The sequence below is a fragment of the Labrys sp. Lb11 genome (assembly GCF_057554225.1).
Map to the genome: position 1 here is coordinate 41,426 of NZ_BAAJOT010000013.1, position 14,186 is coordinate 55,611.

Below are 14,186 nucleotides of genomic sequence, written 5' to 3' on the forward strand. Positions count from 1 at the left end.
ACTCGACGGATCGCGTTCGACGCGGCCTACCACCGTTTCATGTCATCTTCGATGGGATATCCTCCAAGCCGGACAGGCTGCGTGGGCAAAGCGGCTTCCGGCGCGGGCAGGGCGCGCCGGCTTGCCCTCACGGTCCGCGGAACGTCCGCCGCGGATTGCCGCGCTCGACCGCGATGCGGTCGAGCCACTCGGCGCGCTGTGCCCCCGCCTTGGCCTGCTCGGCCAGGGCGGCGACGAGGGCGCCGAGGCGCTCGCGGGCGAGCTTGCGGTTCTGGTGCTGCGAGCGGCCGTCACGGGCGATGGCGCTGAGGCCGGTCGGTCCATGCACGGCGCGCACCGCACTCTCGGTGACGTTCTGGTGCTGGCCGCCCGGGCCGCCCGCCCGCATCGCCTCGTAGCGGACGTCGCCGTCCGACAGCGCCGGGCGGGCTGCCGGGGGAGGAAGCCGGTGCACCGCCACGTACCAGTTGCGTCGCGCCCCGCCGCCGCGCAGCCGGCCGTCGACCCAGAGCACGCTGCCGGTCCAGGCCGCGGCGAAGGCCTCGACGCCATCGCCGCCGAGACAGACCAGGACCGAGGCCGCGGCCTCGCGGCCCGGCTCCAGGCCGAGCGCTACGCCGAGGCCGGCGGCTGTCGCTTCTTCCGCCAGTCGCCGGGCGACGCGCACGGCGACGATGCGGCATTCCGCCGGGCCGCGGCCGGCCGTCACCATCAGAACGAGGTCGGCCATGCTCAGGCTCTCCCGGTCTTGAAGGTGACGATCGGGCGCAGCACGGCGACGGTGCGCGCGAGCCCGTGCATCGCCAGGTCGGCGACGACCCGGGCGATGTCCTTGTAGGCCTCGGGCGCCTCCTCCAGCGCCAGCTTGCGGTCGGCGCAGATGACGCGGTTGCCGACCGGGTTGGGCCGCTCGGCGTCGCGCCGCCGCCCGTGCATGGAGGCGCGGTCGCGCTTGCGGCCGGCGCCGTGGGCGATGGAGCACAAGGCCCCCGGCGCATCCGGATCGGGCGCGACGAGGTAGGTCATGGCGCCGCGCGAGCCAGGCACCGGCACCAGGCCGAGATCGGCCTGCGCCGCGCCCTTGCGGTGCAGGACCTGGCCGCCCGCCACGGTAACGTGGTTGTGCGGCACATCAAGCCAGGGCCGGCCGCCGAGCCCGAGGAGGCCGGCGGCGCGTTCGGCCAGCCCCGCCCGGTTGAGGCGGGCGAAGACCAGGGCGACGTCGTGGTCGGCGACGTAGGCCCGGCCCGGCCCGTCCAGCGCCAAGCCCTCACCGTGGACGAAGGGATGGCGCGCCAGCACTTCCGGCCCGAGCCCGCGCGAGCCGGAATGCACCAGCAGCAGGAGGCGTCCGGCCTCCAGCCCCGCCCGGGCGCAGGCCGGCTCGTCCACCACCGCGTGGACCGCCTGCAGCTCGACGAAGTGATTGCCGCCGCCGACCGTGCCGATCGCCTGCGCATGGGCGGCGGCGATGTCGGCGGGCAGGCCGGCCGCGACCGCCGCCTCCGGCTCGAGGCCGCCCCGGTCGCCGAGCCGGGCCAGGGCCTGCACTGCCTTCTCTTGCCTGAGGCGGCGGGCGGAGCCGTCCAGCAGCCAGGCGGCCATGCCGCAGCCGATGTCGGTGCCGACGATGTCGGGGTGGACGACGCCATCGGTCAGCACGGCGCAGCCGACCGGTCCCTTATGGCCGGGATGCAGGTCCGGCATGCCGGCGACGGCAATGACGCCGCGCCGGTCGAGCACCTGTTCGAGCTGGCGGATGGCCGCGCCCTCGATCCACGAGGACGGGGAGGCGAACACGCGCAGGCGCGCATCCGCCGCAATGGAATTGGGCATGAGACATGTCTCGAAGGCACGCTGCCTCGGAAGGCGCGCGCATCAGGGGATCATCGGGCGCAAGCGCCGATGGCTTCAGTCAGCAAAACCCTTGCGGGCGAAGCGAGCGGACATGACCCTCTCCTTGCCTTCGAGGCTCCCGTCGGGAGCGGAGGGCGCGCTGATGCCATGGCCCTGCCGCCGGGTCAAGGCCGGGTGGCCAGGGCTGTTCCGTTGGAGACTTGGTGTTGCCTCAGCGTCACGGCTTTAGAGCCCGCCATTGTTCGCCGCTATGGTCGAACTGTCGCCGGCGAAAGCCTCGCCGGCATCGGCGATGCAGGTGGTGCCGTCCGGTGCCGACCGCAGCATCGTCCAGGTGCCGGCATCCGACGAAAACAGCTCCACCAGCGTGCCGGAAGCCGACAGGCCCATGGATTGGCGCTTCTCCTGGAAATGCGAGGCCAGCCAGTCGACAAGTTTCTGATGCTGGTCGCAGATGGCCTGCTGCGCCGATGCAGCGGGCATGGCCGCCAGCATCGCCACCGTGATCAGAACGGGCCGCAGCCCTGCTTTCATGCTCGAGTACATCGTCGTCACTCCTGCGGCACCCTGGGGGCCGGCGCGGAGCGTCGAACAAGAGCCGCGCAGGGCCTTCAGGGGCGGTTGCGGAACGCTTTCAGTCCGGACACCGTGATCTCCCTGGCTTGTGAACCGGTGCAACGCAATTGAGATGGGGTGGGGAATGCGGAATGGCAATGCCGGCCCGAATTCCCCGACGAGATCGCGTGCGATCTCGTCGGGATCGCACGCGATTTCGCCGGGGGCCCATGTGATCTCGTCGGGACGGCCGGAGTTGCGCCCGCGTCTCCGTAGGGGCAACGAGGTTGCCCGTCCGCCGGGTCGGCGGACGGGCATGGCGCCGGTTTCGCGGTCAGCCGTCCGCGCGCACGCGCTCCAGCCAATGGCGGTGCAGGGCCTCCACGTCGCCGCTGGTCAGGATCGGCATCGCCGCTTTCAGCCGATCGTCGGGCCAGTCCCACCACTTCATGGCGAGGAGGAGCTCCGCCTCGCGGTCGTCGAAGCGCCTGCGGATCGCCTTGGCAGGGTTTCCGCCGACGACGGCATAGGGCTCCACGTTCCGCGTCACGAGCGCGCGCGTCCCGATGATCGCGCCGTCGCCGATCCGGACGCCCGGCATGACGATCGCCTCGGAGCCGATCCAGACATCGTTGCCGACGACCGTATCGCCCGCCGGTTCATATCCGTTCCGCGCCCCGGCAAAGGCGGGCACCTCGTGCATCCAGTAGAAGGGAAAGGTGCTGATCCATTCGTGCCGGTGGCCCTGGTTGCCCGCCATGATGAAGGCCGCCCCCGAGCCGATCGAGCAGAAGCTGCCGATGATCAGTCTGTCCGCGCCCGCGTCGGGAAGAAGATAGCGTGCGCAATCCTCGAACCCGTGGCCGTGATAATAGCCGGAATAATAGCTGTAGCGGCCGACGACGATGTTGGGATGCGTGATCTGCCGGTCCAGCGTGATGCCCCTGAAGGGGCTTTCGAAACAGTTATCCATCGAGATGTTCTCTGCATGTGGTCGATTGCCGCCCGCATTCGGACGAACGGCATCATCGCGAGGACCTTCACGGTCTCGCGCCCGGGGCTCCTCGCGTCAGACGCGCGGGAGCACGATGCAGGGGGTACTCGGTGCCGACTTCATGCCGTCCGTCTACATCCTGCCCGGCCATCACGCAACGCCCGGCGCCGTGGTATGGCTGGCAGTTCGCAGTTTTCACAGGATATTGGGCTGCCGGAACAGCCGAAGGTTCCGCGTCATCACGCCACGGATCGGCGCCGAGCCATCCAGAAACAACCGAACCCTGCGACCTTCATCACGACGCTCGCCGGCTTAGTGCTGCTCGGCACGATCGGCGTCAGCCTTGCGGGAGCGATGGTCGATCCGGCCTCTCGCCAGGCGGTGCTGATCACCTTCCTGGCCTCCGCCGCGGACATCAGCTACTCGGCGTCGGCGGGGCGTGCTGATCGGGCTCGCGGCTTATCCCGTCCTGAACGGCTGCCTGCCGCACCGCACGCCGGCCGGCGGGGCCGTGAGTAAGAGCGCCGCGCGTTGACGGCCGTGGCCACCGGTCCCTGTCGCGGATCAGCCGCCCCGGTTGCCCAGCCCGTCCAGGATCAGCCGGCGGTGGATGGCCACGATCTCCTCCTCGCCGAGCCGGCCGCCGGGGCGGTACCAGGCGGCGACGCCGGTCAGCAGGGCGAGGATGCCGAAGGTGGCGACGGGCACGTCCGGCACGGCGAAGCTGCCGTCCCGGGCGCCGTCGGCCAGGACGGCGGCGAGCCGCTGCTCATAGGCGCGGCGCAGCGCCGTGATCGCGGCGCGGTTCTCCGGCTCCAGGCTGCGCAGCTCGGAATTGTTGACGAACACCTCGGCCTGGCGCGTCAGGTGGTAGCGCACGTGGAAGGCGATGAAGGCCTCGAGGCGGGCGCGGGGCGTCTCGATGCCGGCGAGAGCTGCGTCCAGCGCCGCCGTCAGCGCCTGCATGTGGCCGGAGACGAGCTCGAACAGCAGCGCCTGCTTGGTGGCGATGTGGTTGTAGAGCGAGCCCGGCTGCAGGCCGACCGCCTCGGCGAGGTCGCGCAGGCTCATGCCCTCGTAGCCGTGCTCGAAGATCAGCCGCAGCCCGGCTTCGCGGATCGCCTGGGCGGTTCTCGCCCCGCGGGAGCCGGGCGTGCGGGCCATGGCCTGCCTCCTTCGTCCGTCCCTTGCGGAATGGGGGCGGGTGGGTTATAGAAACGAACGTACGTTCGAATATGACGCGAAACCGCCGCCGCCACAAGCCGCGGCTCGGGACGGGGCAGGGCCAAGCGCATGCCGGTCATAGAGGACACGGTCGATCGGCGGTCCGACGCCTTCCGGCGCAACCGGGAGGTGCTGGGCTCCCTGGTCGAGACCCTGAACGGACGCATCGCGGAGGCGGCCGCGGGAGGCCCGGAGGCGTCGCGCCGGCGGCATCGCGCCCGCGGCAAGCTGTTGCCGCGCGAGCGCCTGGCGCTGCTGCTCGACGTCGGCTCGCCCTTTCTCGAGCTCTCGCAACTCGCCGCCTGGGGCCTCTATGGCGGCGAGGTGCCGGCGGCCGGGCTGATCGCCGGCATCGGCCTGGTCTCGGGGCGCGAGTGCGTGATCCTCGCCAACGACGCCACGGTGAAGGGCGGCACCTATTTCCCGATGACGGTGAAGAAGCACCTGCGCGCCCAGGCGATCGCGCGGGAGAACCGGCTGCCCTGCCTCTACCTCGTCGATTCCGGCGGCGCCAACCTGCCGAACCAGGACGAGGTCTTCCCCGACCGCGAGCATTTCGGCCGCATCTTCTTCAACCAGGCGCTGATGTCGTCCGAGGGCATCCCGCAGATCGCCGTGGTGATGGGCAGCTCCACCGCCGGCGGGGCCTATGTGCCGGCCATGGCCGACCAGGCGATCATGGTGCGAGGCCAGGCGACGATCTTCCTCGGCGGCCCGCCCCTGGTGAAGGCGGCGACCGGCGAGACCGTCAGCGCCGAGGATCTCGGCGGCACCGACACCCATACCCGCGTCTCCGGCGTCGCCGACTACGCCGCCGAGACCGACGGCCATGCCCTGGGCATCGCCCGCGACATCGTCGCCGGGCTGAACCTGCCGCGGCCGAGCGGCGAGGGCCTCGCGCCGCCGCGCCCGCCGCTGCACGATCCGCAGGAGATCCACGGCATCGTCTCCGCCGATCCGCGCAAGCCCTACGACGTGCGCCAGGTTATCGCCCGGCTGGTCGACGGCTCCGAGTTCTCCGAGTTCAAGGCCGCCTACGGGCCGACCCTGGTCACCGGCTTCGCCCGGCTCTGGGGCCGGGAGGTCGCGATCCTCGCCAACAACGGCATCCTGTTCTCCGACTCGGCCTTGAAGGGCGCGCATTTCATCGCGCTCGCCTGTCAGCGCCGCATTCCGCTGATCTTCCTGCAGAACATCACCGGCTTCATGGTCGGGCGCGACTACGAGGCGGGCGGCATCGCCAAGGACGGCGCCAAGCTGGTGGCGGCCGTGGCCGCGGCGGCGGTGCCGAAGTTCACGGTGATCATCGGCAACAGCTTCGGCGCCGGCAACTATGCCATGTGCGGGCGGGCCTACGACCCGCGCTTCCTGTGGATGTGGCCGAACGCCCGCATCTCGGTGATGGGCGGCGAGCAGGCGGCCAACGTGCTGGCGCAGATCCGCCGCGACGCCGGCTCCCGGAGCGCCGCCGCCGACGCAGCCGAGGAGGAGGCGTTCAAGGCCGCGATCCGCGGCCGGTACGAGGAGCAGGGCAGCCCCTATTATTCGACCGCGCGGCTGTGGGACGACGGCATCATCGATCCCGGCCAGACGCGGATGGTGCTGGCCCTGGCGCTCGCCGCCACCCGCAATGCGCCGGTCGAGGAGACACGCTTCGGCGTGTTCCGGATGTGAGCGTCCGGGTCGACAGGCGCGGCGCGCTCGGCGTCCTGACGCTGGACCGGCCGGCCGTGATGAACGCCTTCGACGGCCCGACGGTCGAGCGCCTGACCGAGGCTTATGCGGCCTTCGACCGGGACCCGTCGGTGCGGGCCGTGCTGCTCATGGCCGAGGGGCCGGTGTTCTCGGCCGGCGCGGATCTGACCTGGATGCGGGTGATGGCCGAGGCGAGCCCGGAGGAGAACCTCGCCGACGCCTGGCGGCTGGCGCTGCTGATGCGCCTGGTCGACACCTCGTCGAAGGCGACGCTCGTCCGCGTGCAGGGCTCGGCCTTCGCCGGCGCCGTCGGCCTGATCGCCTGCTGCGACATCGCCCTCGCCGCGCCGGAGGCGCTGTTCTCGGTGAGCGAGGTGCGGCTCGGCCTGATCCCGGCGGTGATCGGCCCCTATCTCGTGCGGGCCATGGGGCCGCGCGCCGTGCGCCGCCTCGTCCTCACCGCCGAGCGCTTCTCCGCCGCCGAGGCGCAGCGCCTCGGCCTGGTGCACGAGGTTGTTGCCGCCGACGCCCTCGACCAGGCGGTCGAGCGCCAGGTGCAGGCCGTGCTGAAGGGCGGACCGGAGGCGATCGCCGCGGCCAAGCGGCTCGTCGCCGACATCGCCGCGCCGATCGACTGGCCGCTGATCGAGGACACCGCCCGCCGCATCGCCGCGATCCGCACCGGCGCGGAGGGCCGCGAGGGCCTCGCAGCCTTCCTGGAGAAGCGCAAGCCGGGATGGGCGCCATGAAGCTGAGCTTCATGCGGCCGATCCGGACCCTGCTCGTCGCCAATCGCGGCGAGATCGCCGTCAGGATCATCGCCACGGCGCGGCGGATGGGCCTGCGCACCGTGGCCGTGTTCTCCGACGCCGACGCCGGCGCGCCGCATGTCGCGGCGGCCGACACGGCGGTGCGGATCGGGCCGGCCGCGGCCGGCGCCAGCTATCTCGACATCGGCGCGATCCTGGCGGCGGCGCAGGCGGCCGGCGCTGACGCCGTCCATCCCGGCTACGGCTTCCTGGCCGAGAATGCCGGCTTCGCCGAGGCCTGCGAGGCTGCCGGCCTGGTCTTCGTCGGTCCGCCGGCGCAGGCGATCCTGGCGATGGGCGACAAGGGCCGGGCCCGGGCGCTGATGCAGCAGGCCGGCATCCCGATCGTGCCCGGCACCGAGGGCGCGGACCAGTCGCCGGCGGCGCTGGCGGCGGCCGCCGCGGCGATCGGCTATCCCGTGCTGATCAAGCCCTCGGCCGGCGGCGGCGGCAAGGGCATGCGCGTGGTCGAGGCAGCGGCCGGCTTCGACGCCGCCCTGGCCTCCGCCCGGCGCGAGGCAGCCTCGGCCTTCGGCGACGACCGGGTGATCGTCGAGCGCTATCTCGGCGCGTCCCGCCACATCGAGGTGCAGATCTTCGCCGACCGGTTCGGACGCATCGTGCACCTGTTCGAGCGCGACTGCTCGATCCAGCGCCGGCACCAGAAGCTGGTCGAGGAGGCGCCGGCGCCGGGGCTGTCCGAAGCGCTGCGCGAGGGCATGCGCCGGGCGGCGCTGCTCTGCGCCGGCAGCCTGAACTATGTCGGCGCCGGCACCGTGGAATTCCTGGTGGCGGGCGACCATTTCTACTTCATGGAGATGAACACGAGGCTCCAGGTCGAGCATCCGGTGACGGAGGCGATCACCGGCCTCGACCTCGTCGAATGGCAGATCCGGGTGGCGCGCGGCGAAGGCCTGCCCCTCGGCCAGCATGCGATCGGCGCCAGCGGCCATGCCGTCGAGGTGCGCCTGTGCGCCGAGGACCCGGCTGCCGATTTCCTGCCGCGGGGCGGGCGCCTCGTCCATCTCGCCTTGCCGGAGGGGCGTGCCGGCATCCGCGTCGACAGCGGCGTGCGGGCCGGCGACGAGGTGCCGGTGCATTACGATTCCCTCATCGCCAAGATCATCGCCCACGGCGTCGACCGGCCGGAGGCGCTGGCGCGCCTCGCCGCCGCCCTGGCCGCGACCGAGGTCGTCGGCCTTGCCACCAACCGGACCTTCCTCGCCCAGATCCTGGCCCATCCCGGCTTCGCGCGCGGCGCCGTCGACACCGGCTTCATCGCCGAGCACCGCGCCGCGCTGCCGGGGCTGCCGGACGCGCCGGACCAGACCGCGCTGGCGCTTGCCGCCTTCGCAGCGCTGCGGCTGGCGGAACGGGCGGCCGCCCCGGCCGAGCCGGCGCAGCGCCTTTCCCCCTGGGCTGAGGCCACGGGCTGGCGCCTCGGCGGCCGGGCCTCGCTGCGACTCGAGCTCGCCCACGGCGCCGACCGGACCGCCGTCGCCGCCACCTGGCGCGAGGGCGGCTATGAGCTGGAGATCGACGGCACGCGACACGAGGTCCGCGGCACCCTGGCGGAAGACGGCCGCATCGCCGTGCGCATCGGCGACCGGCTGGTCCAGGGCCGGGCCGTCGCGGTCGGCGCGGCGCTGACCCTGTTCGTCGACGGCCGCGAGATCGACGTCACCATCCTCGACCCGCACCGGCCGCCACGCGATGCCGTGGCCGAGGCCGGCCATCTCGCCTCGCCCATGCCGGGGCTGGTCATCGCCGTGACGGCGACGCCCGGGGCCGTGGTCGAGCGCGGCGCGCCGCTGGTGGTGATCGAGGCAATGAAGATGGAGCACACCGTGGCGGCGCCGCGCGCCGGCCGGGTGCTCTCGGTCAATGTCGCGGTCGGCGACCAGGTCGCGGCCGGGGCCGAGCTGGTGGTGCTGGAGGCTGCGCCATGAGGGCTCCCGCCATCCGCATCGTCGAGGTCGGGCCGCGCGACGGCCTGCAGAACGAGGCCCGCGCCCTGCCGGCGGCGACGCGCATCGCCTTCATCGAGGCACTGGCCGGAGCGGGCCTGACGGCGATCGAGGCCGGCAGCTTCGTCTCGCCGCGCCATGTGCCGCAAATGGCCGGCACCGACGCCGTCCTCGCCGGTCTCGCGCTGCCCCCCGACATCGCCCTGCCGGTGCTGGTGCCGAACGCCCGGGGCCTGGCCGCGGCGCGGGCGGCCGGCGCCCGCGACATCGCCGTCTTCGCCGCCGCCTCCGAGACTTTCAGCCGGCGCAACATCAATCGCGGCATCGCCGAGAGCCTGGCCGAATACCGCGCCGTCGTCGTCGAAGCCCTCGCCGCCGGCCTGAGGGTGCGCGGCTATGTCAGCTGCGTGCTCGGCTGCCCCTATGAGGGCGCGGTGCCGGTGGCGGCCGTGGTCTCGGTCGCCGCCGCCCTGGCCGAAATGGGCTGCGCCGAGGTCTCGCTCGGCGACACCATCGGCGTCGGCACGCCGGACGCGGCCGTGCGCATGGTCGCCGCCGTCGCGGCCGAGATCGGCCTCGGCCGCGTCGCGCTGCATTTCCACGACACCTGGGGCCAGGCGCTGGCCAATGTGCTGGCCTGCCTCGATCTCGGCGTCGCCACGGTCGATGCCGCTGCGGCGGGCCTGGGCGGCTGCCCCTATGCGCCGGGGGCGAGCGGCAATCTCGCCACCGAGGATCTCGTCACCATGCTGAACGGCCTCGGCGTGGCGACGGGTGTCAACCTCGATCGCCTCGCCGAGGCCGGACGGCTGGCCTGCGCCGCGCTCGGCATCGCGCCGCGCTCGCGCGCCGCCCAGGCGCTGGCGGCGCGCATCGCCGGTGGCCCGGGGTGACGGTTCGTATCGAGCGGTCACTCCGGACCACCGGCAGGTTCACGGCTTCGTGCCGTGTTTCCAGCGTCCGGCCGGGACCGGGCGCCGGGAACGCGGCATCAGGGAGGACACGCCATGTTCGACACCGGGCTGAGCTTCGGCCTCGGCGAGGAGATCGAGGCCCTGCGCGACAGCGTCCGCCGCTTCGCGCGCGACAGGGTGGCGCCGCGCGCGGCGGCGATCGACCGCGACAACGCCTTCCCGCGCGACCTGTGGCCCGAGCTGGGCGCGCTCGGCCTGCTCGGCATCACCGCCGAGCCCGACCATGGCGGCGCCGGCATGGGTTATCTCGCCCATTGCGTGGCGATGGAGGAACTGAGCCGCGCCTCCGCCTCGGTGGGCCTGTCCTACGGGGCGCATTCGAACCTGTGCGTCAACCAGATCACCCGCCACGGCACGCCGGCGCAGAAGCAGCGCTACCTGCCGAGGCTGATCTCGGGCGAGCATGTCGGGGCGCTGGCCATGTCGGAGGCCGGCGCCGGCTCGGACGTGGTGTCGATGGCGCTGCGCGCCACGGCGCGGGGCGACGGCTTCGTCCTCGACGGCGCCAAGATGTGGATCACCAACGGGCCGGACGCCGACGTGCTGGTGGTCTATGCCAAGACCGACCCGGCCGCCGGCGCCCGCGGCATCACCGCCTTCCTCGTCGAGCGCGGCTTCGCCGGCTTCCGCGCTTCGCAGAAGCTCGACAAGCTCGGCATGCGCGGCTCCTCGACGTCGGAGCTGGTGTTCGAGGCCTGCCCGGTGCCGGCCGCCAACGTGCTCGGCACGGTCGGCGCCGGCGTCGAGGTGCTGATGTCGGGCCTCGACTATGAGCGGGTGGTGCTGGCCGGCGGGCCGCTCGGCATCATGGCCGCCTGCCTCGACGTGGTGGTGCCCTACCTGCACCAGCGCTCGCAGTTCGGCAGCCCGATCGGCAGCTTCCAGCTGATGCAGGGCAAGCTCGCCGACATGTACACCGCCGCCAACGCCGCCCGCGCCTATGTCTACGCGGTGGCGGCGGCCTGCGACCGCGGCGAGGCCACCCGCAAGGACGCGGCCGGCTGCATCCTCCATGCCGCCGAGACCGCCACGGCGCTGGCGCTGCAGGCGATCCAGGCGCTCGGCGGCAGCGGCTACGTCAATGACGGCCCGGCCGGCCGGCTGCTGCGCGACGCCAAGCTCTACGAGATCGGCGCCGGCACCTCCGAGATCCGCCGCATGCTGATCGGCCGCGAGCTGTTCCGGGAGACGGCGTAGAGGAGCGACAGGCATGACCGAGGGGCCGCTGTCCCTGCACATTCCCGAGGCCCGGTTCCGGCCGGGCGACAAGCCGGATTTCGGCTATCTCGGCCTGCCCAAGGCCGGCGTGGCCGGGCGGCCGCCGGTCGACGCGCCGGCCGCGGCGACGCGCGACCTCGCCTTCGGCCTGGTGCGCGTGCTCGACGAGGAGGGCAAGGCCATCGGGCCCTGGAACCCGGGCCTCGATGCCGGGACCGTCCGCAAGGCGCTGCGCGCCATGATGCTGACCCGGGCCTTCGACGAGCGGATGTTCCGGGCCCAGCGCCAGGGCAAGACCTCGTTCTACGTCAAGTGCACCGGCGAGGAGGCGGTCGCCGTCGGCCAGGCCTTCGCGCTCGAGCCGGCCGACATGTGCTTCGCCACCTATCGCCAGCAGGGGCTGCTGGTGGCGCGCGACTGGCCGGTGTTCGACCTGATGTGCCAGATCTATTCCAACAGCCGCGACCGGTTGAAGGGCCGCCAGCTGCCGATCCTCTATTCCGTGCGCGAGGCCGGCTTCTTCAGCCTCTCCGGCAACCTCGCCACGCAGGTGCCCCAGGCCGTGGGCTGGGCCATGGCCTCGGCCTACAAGCGCGACCGCAGGATCGCCTCGGCCTGGGTGGGCGAGGGCGCCTCGGCCGAGGGCGACTTTCACCACGGCCTGACCTTCGCGGCGGTCTACCACGCGCCGGTGATCCTCAACGTCGTCAACAACCAGTGGGCGATCTCCTCCAGCCAGGGGGTGGCCGGCGGCGAGGAGGCGACCTTCGCCTCGCGGGCGATCGGCTTCGGCATCCCCGGCATCCGTGTCGATGGCAACGACCTCCTGGCCGTGCTGGCCGTCAGCCGCTGGGCGGCGGACCGGGCGCGCACCAATCACGGGCCGACGCTGATCGAATTCTTCACCTACCGCGTGGCGCCGCACTCGACCAGCGACGACCCCGGCCGCTACCGGCCGGGCGACGAGGGCGACCACTGGCCGCTGGGCGACCCGATCGAGCGGCTGAAGCGCCACCTCGTCGCGCTCGGCGAATGGAGCGAGGAGCGCCATGCCGCGCTCGCCGCCGAGCTGGACGAGATGGTGCGTGCCGCCAATGCGCAGGCGCAGAGCTACGGCATCCTCGGCGACGGGCCGCACCACCCGGCGAGCAGCATGTTCGAGGACATCTACAAGGAGATGCCCTGGCATCTCGCCGAGCAGCAGGCCGAGCTGGCGCGGCTCAATCCGGTGTCCGGGGGGGAGGGGGCGTGATGGCGACCATGAGCATGGTGCAGGCGCTCAACTCGGCCATGGACGTGATGCTGGCCCGCGACCCCGACGTGCTGGTCTTCGGCGAGGATGTCGGCTTCTTCGGCGGCGTCTTCCGCGCCACCGAGGGACTGCAGCAGCGCTACGGCGACACGCGGGTGTTCGACGCGCCGATCGCCGAGGGCGGCCTGATGGGCGTGGCGATCGGCATGGGCGCCTATGGCCTGCGCCCGGTGGTCGAGTGCCAGTTCGCCGACTACATCTATCCCGGCTTCGACCAGATCGTCTCGGAGGCGGCGCGGCTGCGCTACCGCTCGGCCGGCGAGTTCTCCGCGCCGATCACCATCCGCGCCCCCTATGGCGGCGGCATCTTCGGCGGCCAGACCCACAGCCAGAGCCCGGAGGGGCTGTTCACCCATGTCTGCGGCGTCAAGACCGTCATCCCCTCCACCCCCTACGACGCCAAGGGCCTGCTGATCGCCGCCATCGAGGACGACGACCCCGTGCTGTTCTTCGAGCCCAAGCGCCTCTATTCCGGCCCGTTCGACGGCCATCACGACCGGCCGGTGCAGGCCTGGGCCGGCCACCCGGCCGCCGAGGTGCCGATCGGCCACTACACCGTGCCGCTCGGCAAGGCCGCGACGGTGCGCGCCGGCGAGGACCTGACCATCCTCGCCTACGGCACCATGGTGCATGTGGCGGTGACCGCGGCGGCCGAGACCGGCGTCGACGCCGACATCATCGACCTCAGGACGCTGCTGCCGGTCGACATCGCGGCGATCGAGGCCTCGGTCAGGCGCACCGGCCGCTGCCTGATCGTCCACGAGGCGACGCGGACCGGCGGCTACGGCGCCGAGCTCTCGGCCCTGGTGCAGGAGCGCTGCTTCCATCACCTGGAGGCGCCGATCCTGCGCGTCACCGGCTGGGACACGCCCTATCCACACACCTTCGAGTGGCATTATTTCCCCGGCCCGGCGCGGGTCGCCGACGGGATCCGCCAGGTGATGGCGGGGTGAACGGGGCGGAGCGGGAGGCTGCGATGGGCCGTTACGTCTTCAGGCTGCCGGACGTGGGCGAGGGTGTCGCCGAGGCCGAGATCGTCGCCTGGCACGCCGAGGTCGGCGACATGGTCGGCGAGGACCAGCCGCTGGTCGACGTCATGACCGACAAGGCGACCGTCGAGATCGGCGCGCCGGTGGCCGGCCGCATCCTGTCGCGCCGGGGCGAGACCGGGGCGAAGGCGGCGATCGGCACGGAGCTGGTGGTGATCGAGACGGAGGCCGGCGAGGCGGCGGCGTCGGAGGGCGGCGCGAAGGCCCCGCCGCCCGCGGCGCCGGACCCGCCGACGACGCCGGTCCGCCCCGGCCGGGCGGCGCCGGCCGATCCGAGAGCGCCCGGGCCGGGGGGGACGGCGACGCGGCCGGACAAGGTGCTGGCCGCGCCCGCCGTGCGCGCCCGCGCCGCCGCGCTCGGCCTCGACCTGTCGGTCGTCGCGCCGTCCGATCCCGACGGCCGCATCCGGCACGCGGACCTCGACGCGGTGCTGCTCGGCGCGCGGGCGGCGCCGGCCGCCGCCGCGCCGTCCCCCGTCGCGGCCCCTGCCGTCGCGGCGCCGGCCGCCGACGGCGTCGAGGAGGTGCGGGT

General features: G+C 72.8%; 14 protein-coding genes. 9 read left to right on the plus strand and 5 right to left on the minus strand.

The annotated features are described in order from the left end of the window. Positions 1–127: 127 nt before the first annotated feature. The 4 genes from prfH to catB form a co-directional block, all read right to left on the minus strand. Positions 128–730, minus strand: coding sequence for a peptide chain release factor H (gene prfH, locus AC27L4_RS33045; protein WP_487146071.1), 603 nt, complete (start codon positions 728–730; stop codon positions 128–130). A gap of 2 nt (positions 731–732) precedes the next feature. Next, positions 733–1,836, minus strand: a complete 1,104-nt coding sequence (locus tag AC27L4_RS33050) for an RNA ligase RtcB family protein (RefSeq protein ID WP_487146950.1) — start codon at positions 1,834–1,836, stop codon at positions 733–735. 246 nt (positions 1,837–2,082) lie between these two features. Further along, positions 2,083–2,391 carry a hypothetical protein gene (locus AC27L4_RS33055; protein ID WP_487146951.1) on the minus strand — a complete coding sequence of 103 codons (309 nt, stop codon included), beginning with the start codon at positions 2,389–2,391 and terminating at the stop codon, positions 2,083–2,085. Positions 2,392–2,746: 355 nt separating this feature from the next. Next, positions 2,747–3,385 carry a type B chloramphenicol O-acetyltransferase gene (gene catB / locus AC27L4_RS33060; protein ID WP_487146952.1) on the minus strand — a complete coding sequence of 213 codons (639 nt, stop codon included), beginning with the start codon at positions 3,383–3,385 and terminating at the stop codon, positions 2,747–2,749. 195 nt (positions 3,386–3,580) lie between these two features. On the opposite strand from catB, the gene AC27L4_RS33065 reads away from it, so the two are divergent. Beyond that, a complete protein-coding gene (locus AC27L4_RS33065) occupies positions 3,581–3,925 on the plus strand; it encodes a benzoate/H(+) symporter BenE family transporter (RefSeq protein WP_487146953.1) in 345 nt (114 codons plus the stop codon). A gap of 45 nt (positions 3,926–3,970) precedes the next feature. Here AC27L4_RS33065 and AC27L4_RS33070 read toward each other — a convergent pair whose 3' ends face one another. Further along, entirely contained in the window at positions 3,971–4,570 is a 600-nt protein-coding gene (locus AC27L4_RS33070; protein WP_487146955.1) for a TetR/AcrR family transcriptional regulator, read from the minus strand. 129 nt (positions 4,571–4,699) lie between these two features. Here AC27L4_RS33070 and AC27L4_RS33075 point away from each other — a divergent pair, with 129 nt between their 5' ends. From AC27L4_RS33075 to AC27L4_RS33110, 8 genes are all read left to right on the plus strand, one after another. After that, complete coding sequence (locus AC27L4_RS33075) at positions 4,700–6,304, plus strand: carboxyl transferase domain-containing protein (protein WP_487146956.1); 1,605 nt, start codon at positions 4,700–4,702, stop codon at positions 6,302–6,304. Continuing rightward, positions 6,301–7,074, plus strand: coding sequence for an enoyl-CoA hydratase-related protein (locus AC27L4_RS33080; RefSeq protein WP_487146957.1), 774 nt, complete (start codon positions 6,301–6,303; stop codon positions 7,072–7,074). Before AC27L4_RS33075 ends, AC27L4_RS33080 begins: the two co-directional genes overlap by 4 nt. After that, positions 7,071–9,083, plus strand: a complete 2,013-nt coding sequence (locus tag AC27L4_RS33085) for an acetyl/propionyl/methylcrotonyl-CoA carboxylase subunit alpha (protein WP_487146958.1) — start codon at positions 7,071–7,073, stop codon at positions 9,081–9,083. The genes AC27L4_RS33080 and AC27L4_RS33085 overlap by 4 nt, the downstream gene beginning before the upstream one ends. Beyond that, positions 9,080–9,994, plus strand: coding sequence for a hydroxymethylglutaryl-CoA lyase (locus AC27L4_RS33090; protein WP_487146959.1), 915 nt, complete (start codon positions 9,080–9,082; stop codon positions 9,992–9,994). Before AC27L4_RS33085 ends, AC27L4_RS33090 begins: the two co-directional genes overlap by 4 nt. Before the next feature lie 114 nt (positions 9,995–10,108). Continuing rightward, positions 10,109–11,272 (plus strand): isovaleryl-CoA dehydrogenase, encoded by a 1,164-nt coding sequence (locus tag AC27L4_RS33095; RefSeq protein WP_487146960.1) that lies wholly within the window; start codon positions 10,109–10,111, stop codon positions 11,270–11,272. Positions 11,273–11,285: 13 nt separating this feature from the next. Further along, entirely contained in the window at positions 11,286–12,545 is a 1,260-nt protein-coding gene (locus tag AC27L4_RS33100; RefSeq protein ID WP_487146961.1) for a thiamine pyrophosphate-dependent enzyme, read from the plus strand. Next, complete coding sequence (locus AC27L4_RS33105) at positions 12,545–13,558, plus strand: alpha-ketoacid dehydrogenase subunit beta (protein ID WP_487146962.1); 1,014 nt, start codon at positions 12,545–12,547, stop codon at positions 13,556–13,558. Before AC27L4_RS33100 ends, AC27L4_RS33105 begins: the two co-directional genes overlap by 1 nt. A 23-nt stretch (positions 13,559–13,581) precedes the next feature. Further along, positions 13,582–14,186, plus strand: a 605-nt coding sequence (locus tag AC27L4_RS33110) for a biotin/lipoyl-containing protein (RefSeq protein ID WP_487146963.1), incomplete at its 3' end; no start/stop codon positions are given.

Coding starts and splice junctions, on each gene's coding strand:
- AC27L4_RS33065 (WP_487146953.1), top strand. CDS start 3,581: ATGGCTGGCAGTTCGCAGTTTTCACAGGATATTGGGCTGCCGGAACAG.
- AC27L4_RS33100 (WP_487146961.1), top strand. CDS start 11,286: ATGACCGAGGGGCCGCTGTCCCTGCACATTCCCGAGGCCCGGTTCCGG.
- AC27L4_RS33070 (WP_487146955.1), bottom strand. CDS start 4,570: ATGGCCCGCACGCCCGGCTCCCGCGGGGCGAGAACCGCCCAGGCGATC.
- AC27L4_RS33105 (WP_487146962.1), top strand. CDS start 12,545: ATGGCGACCATGAGCATGGTGCAGGCGCTCAACTCGGCCATGGACGTG.
- AC27L4_RS33090 (WP_487146959.1), top strand. CDS start 9,080: ATGAGGGCTCCCGCCATCCGCATCGTCGAGGTCGGGCCGCGCGACGGC.
- AC27L4_RS33095 (WP_487146960.1), top strand. CDS start 10,109: ATGTTCGACACCGGGCTGAGCTTCGGCCTCGGCGAGGAGATCGAGGCC.
- prfH (WP_487146071.1), bottom strand. CDS start 730: ATGGCCGACCTCGTTCTGATGGTGACGGCCGGCCGCGGCCCGGCGGAA.
- AC27L4_RS33055 (WP_487146951.1), bottom strand. CDS start 2,391: ATGAAAGCAGGGCTGCGGCCCGTTCTGATCACGGTGGCGATGCTGGCG.
- AC27L4_RS33050 (WP_487146950.1), bottom strand. CDS start 1,836: ATGCCCAATTCCATTGCGGCGGATGCGCGCCTGCGCGTGTTCGCCTCC.
- AC27L4_RS33085 (WP_487146958.1), top strand. CDS start 7,071: ATGAAGCTGAGCTTCATGCGGCCGATCCGGACCCTGCTCGTCGCCAAT.
- AC27L4_RS33075 (WP_487146956.1), top strand. CDS start 4,700: ATGCCGGTCATAGAGGACACGGTCGATCGGCGGTCCGACGCCTTCCGG.
- catB (WP_487146952.1), bottom strand. CDS start 3,385: ATGGATAACTGTTTCGAAAGCCCCTTCAGGGGCATCACGCTGGACCGG.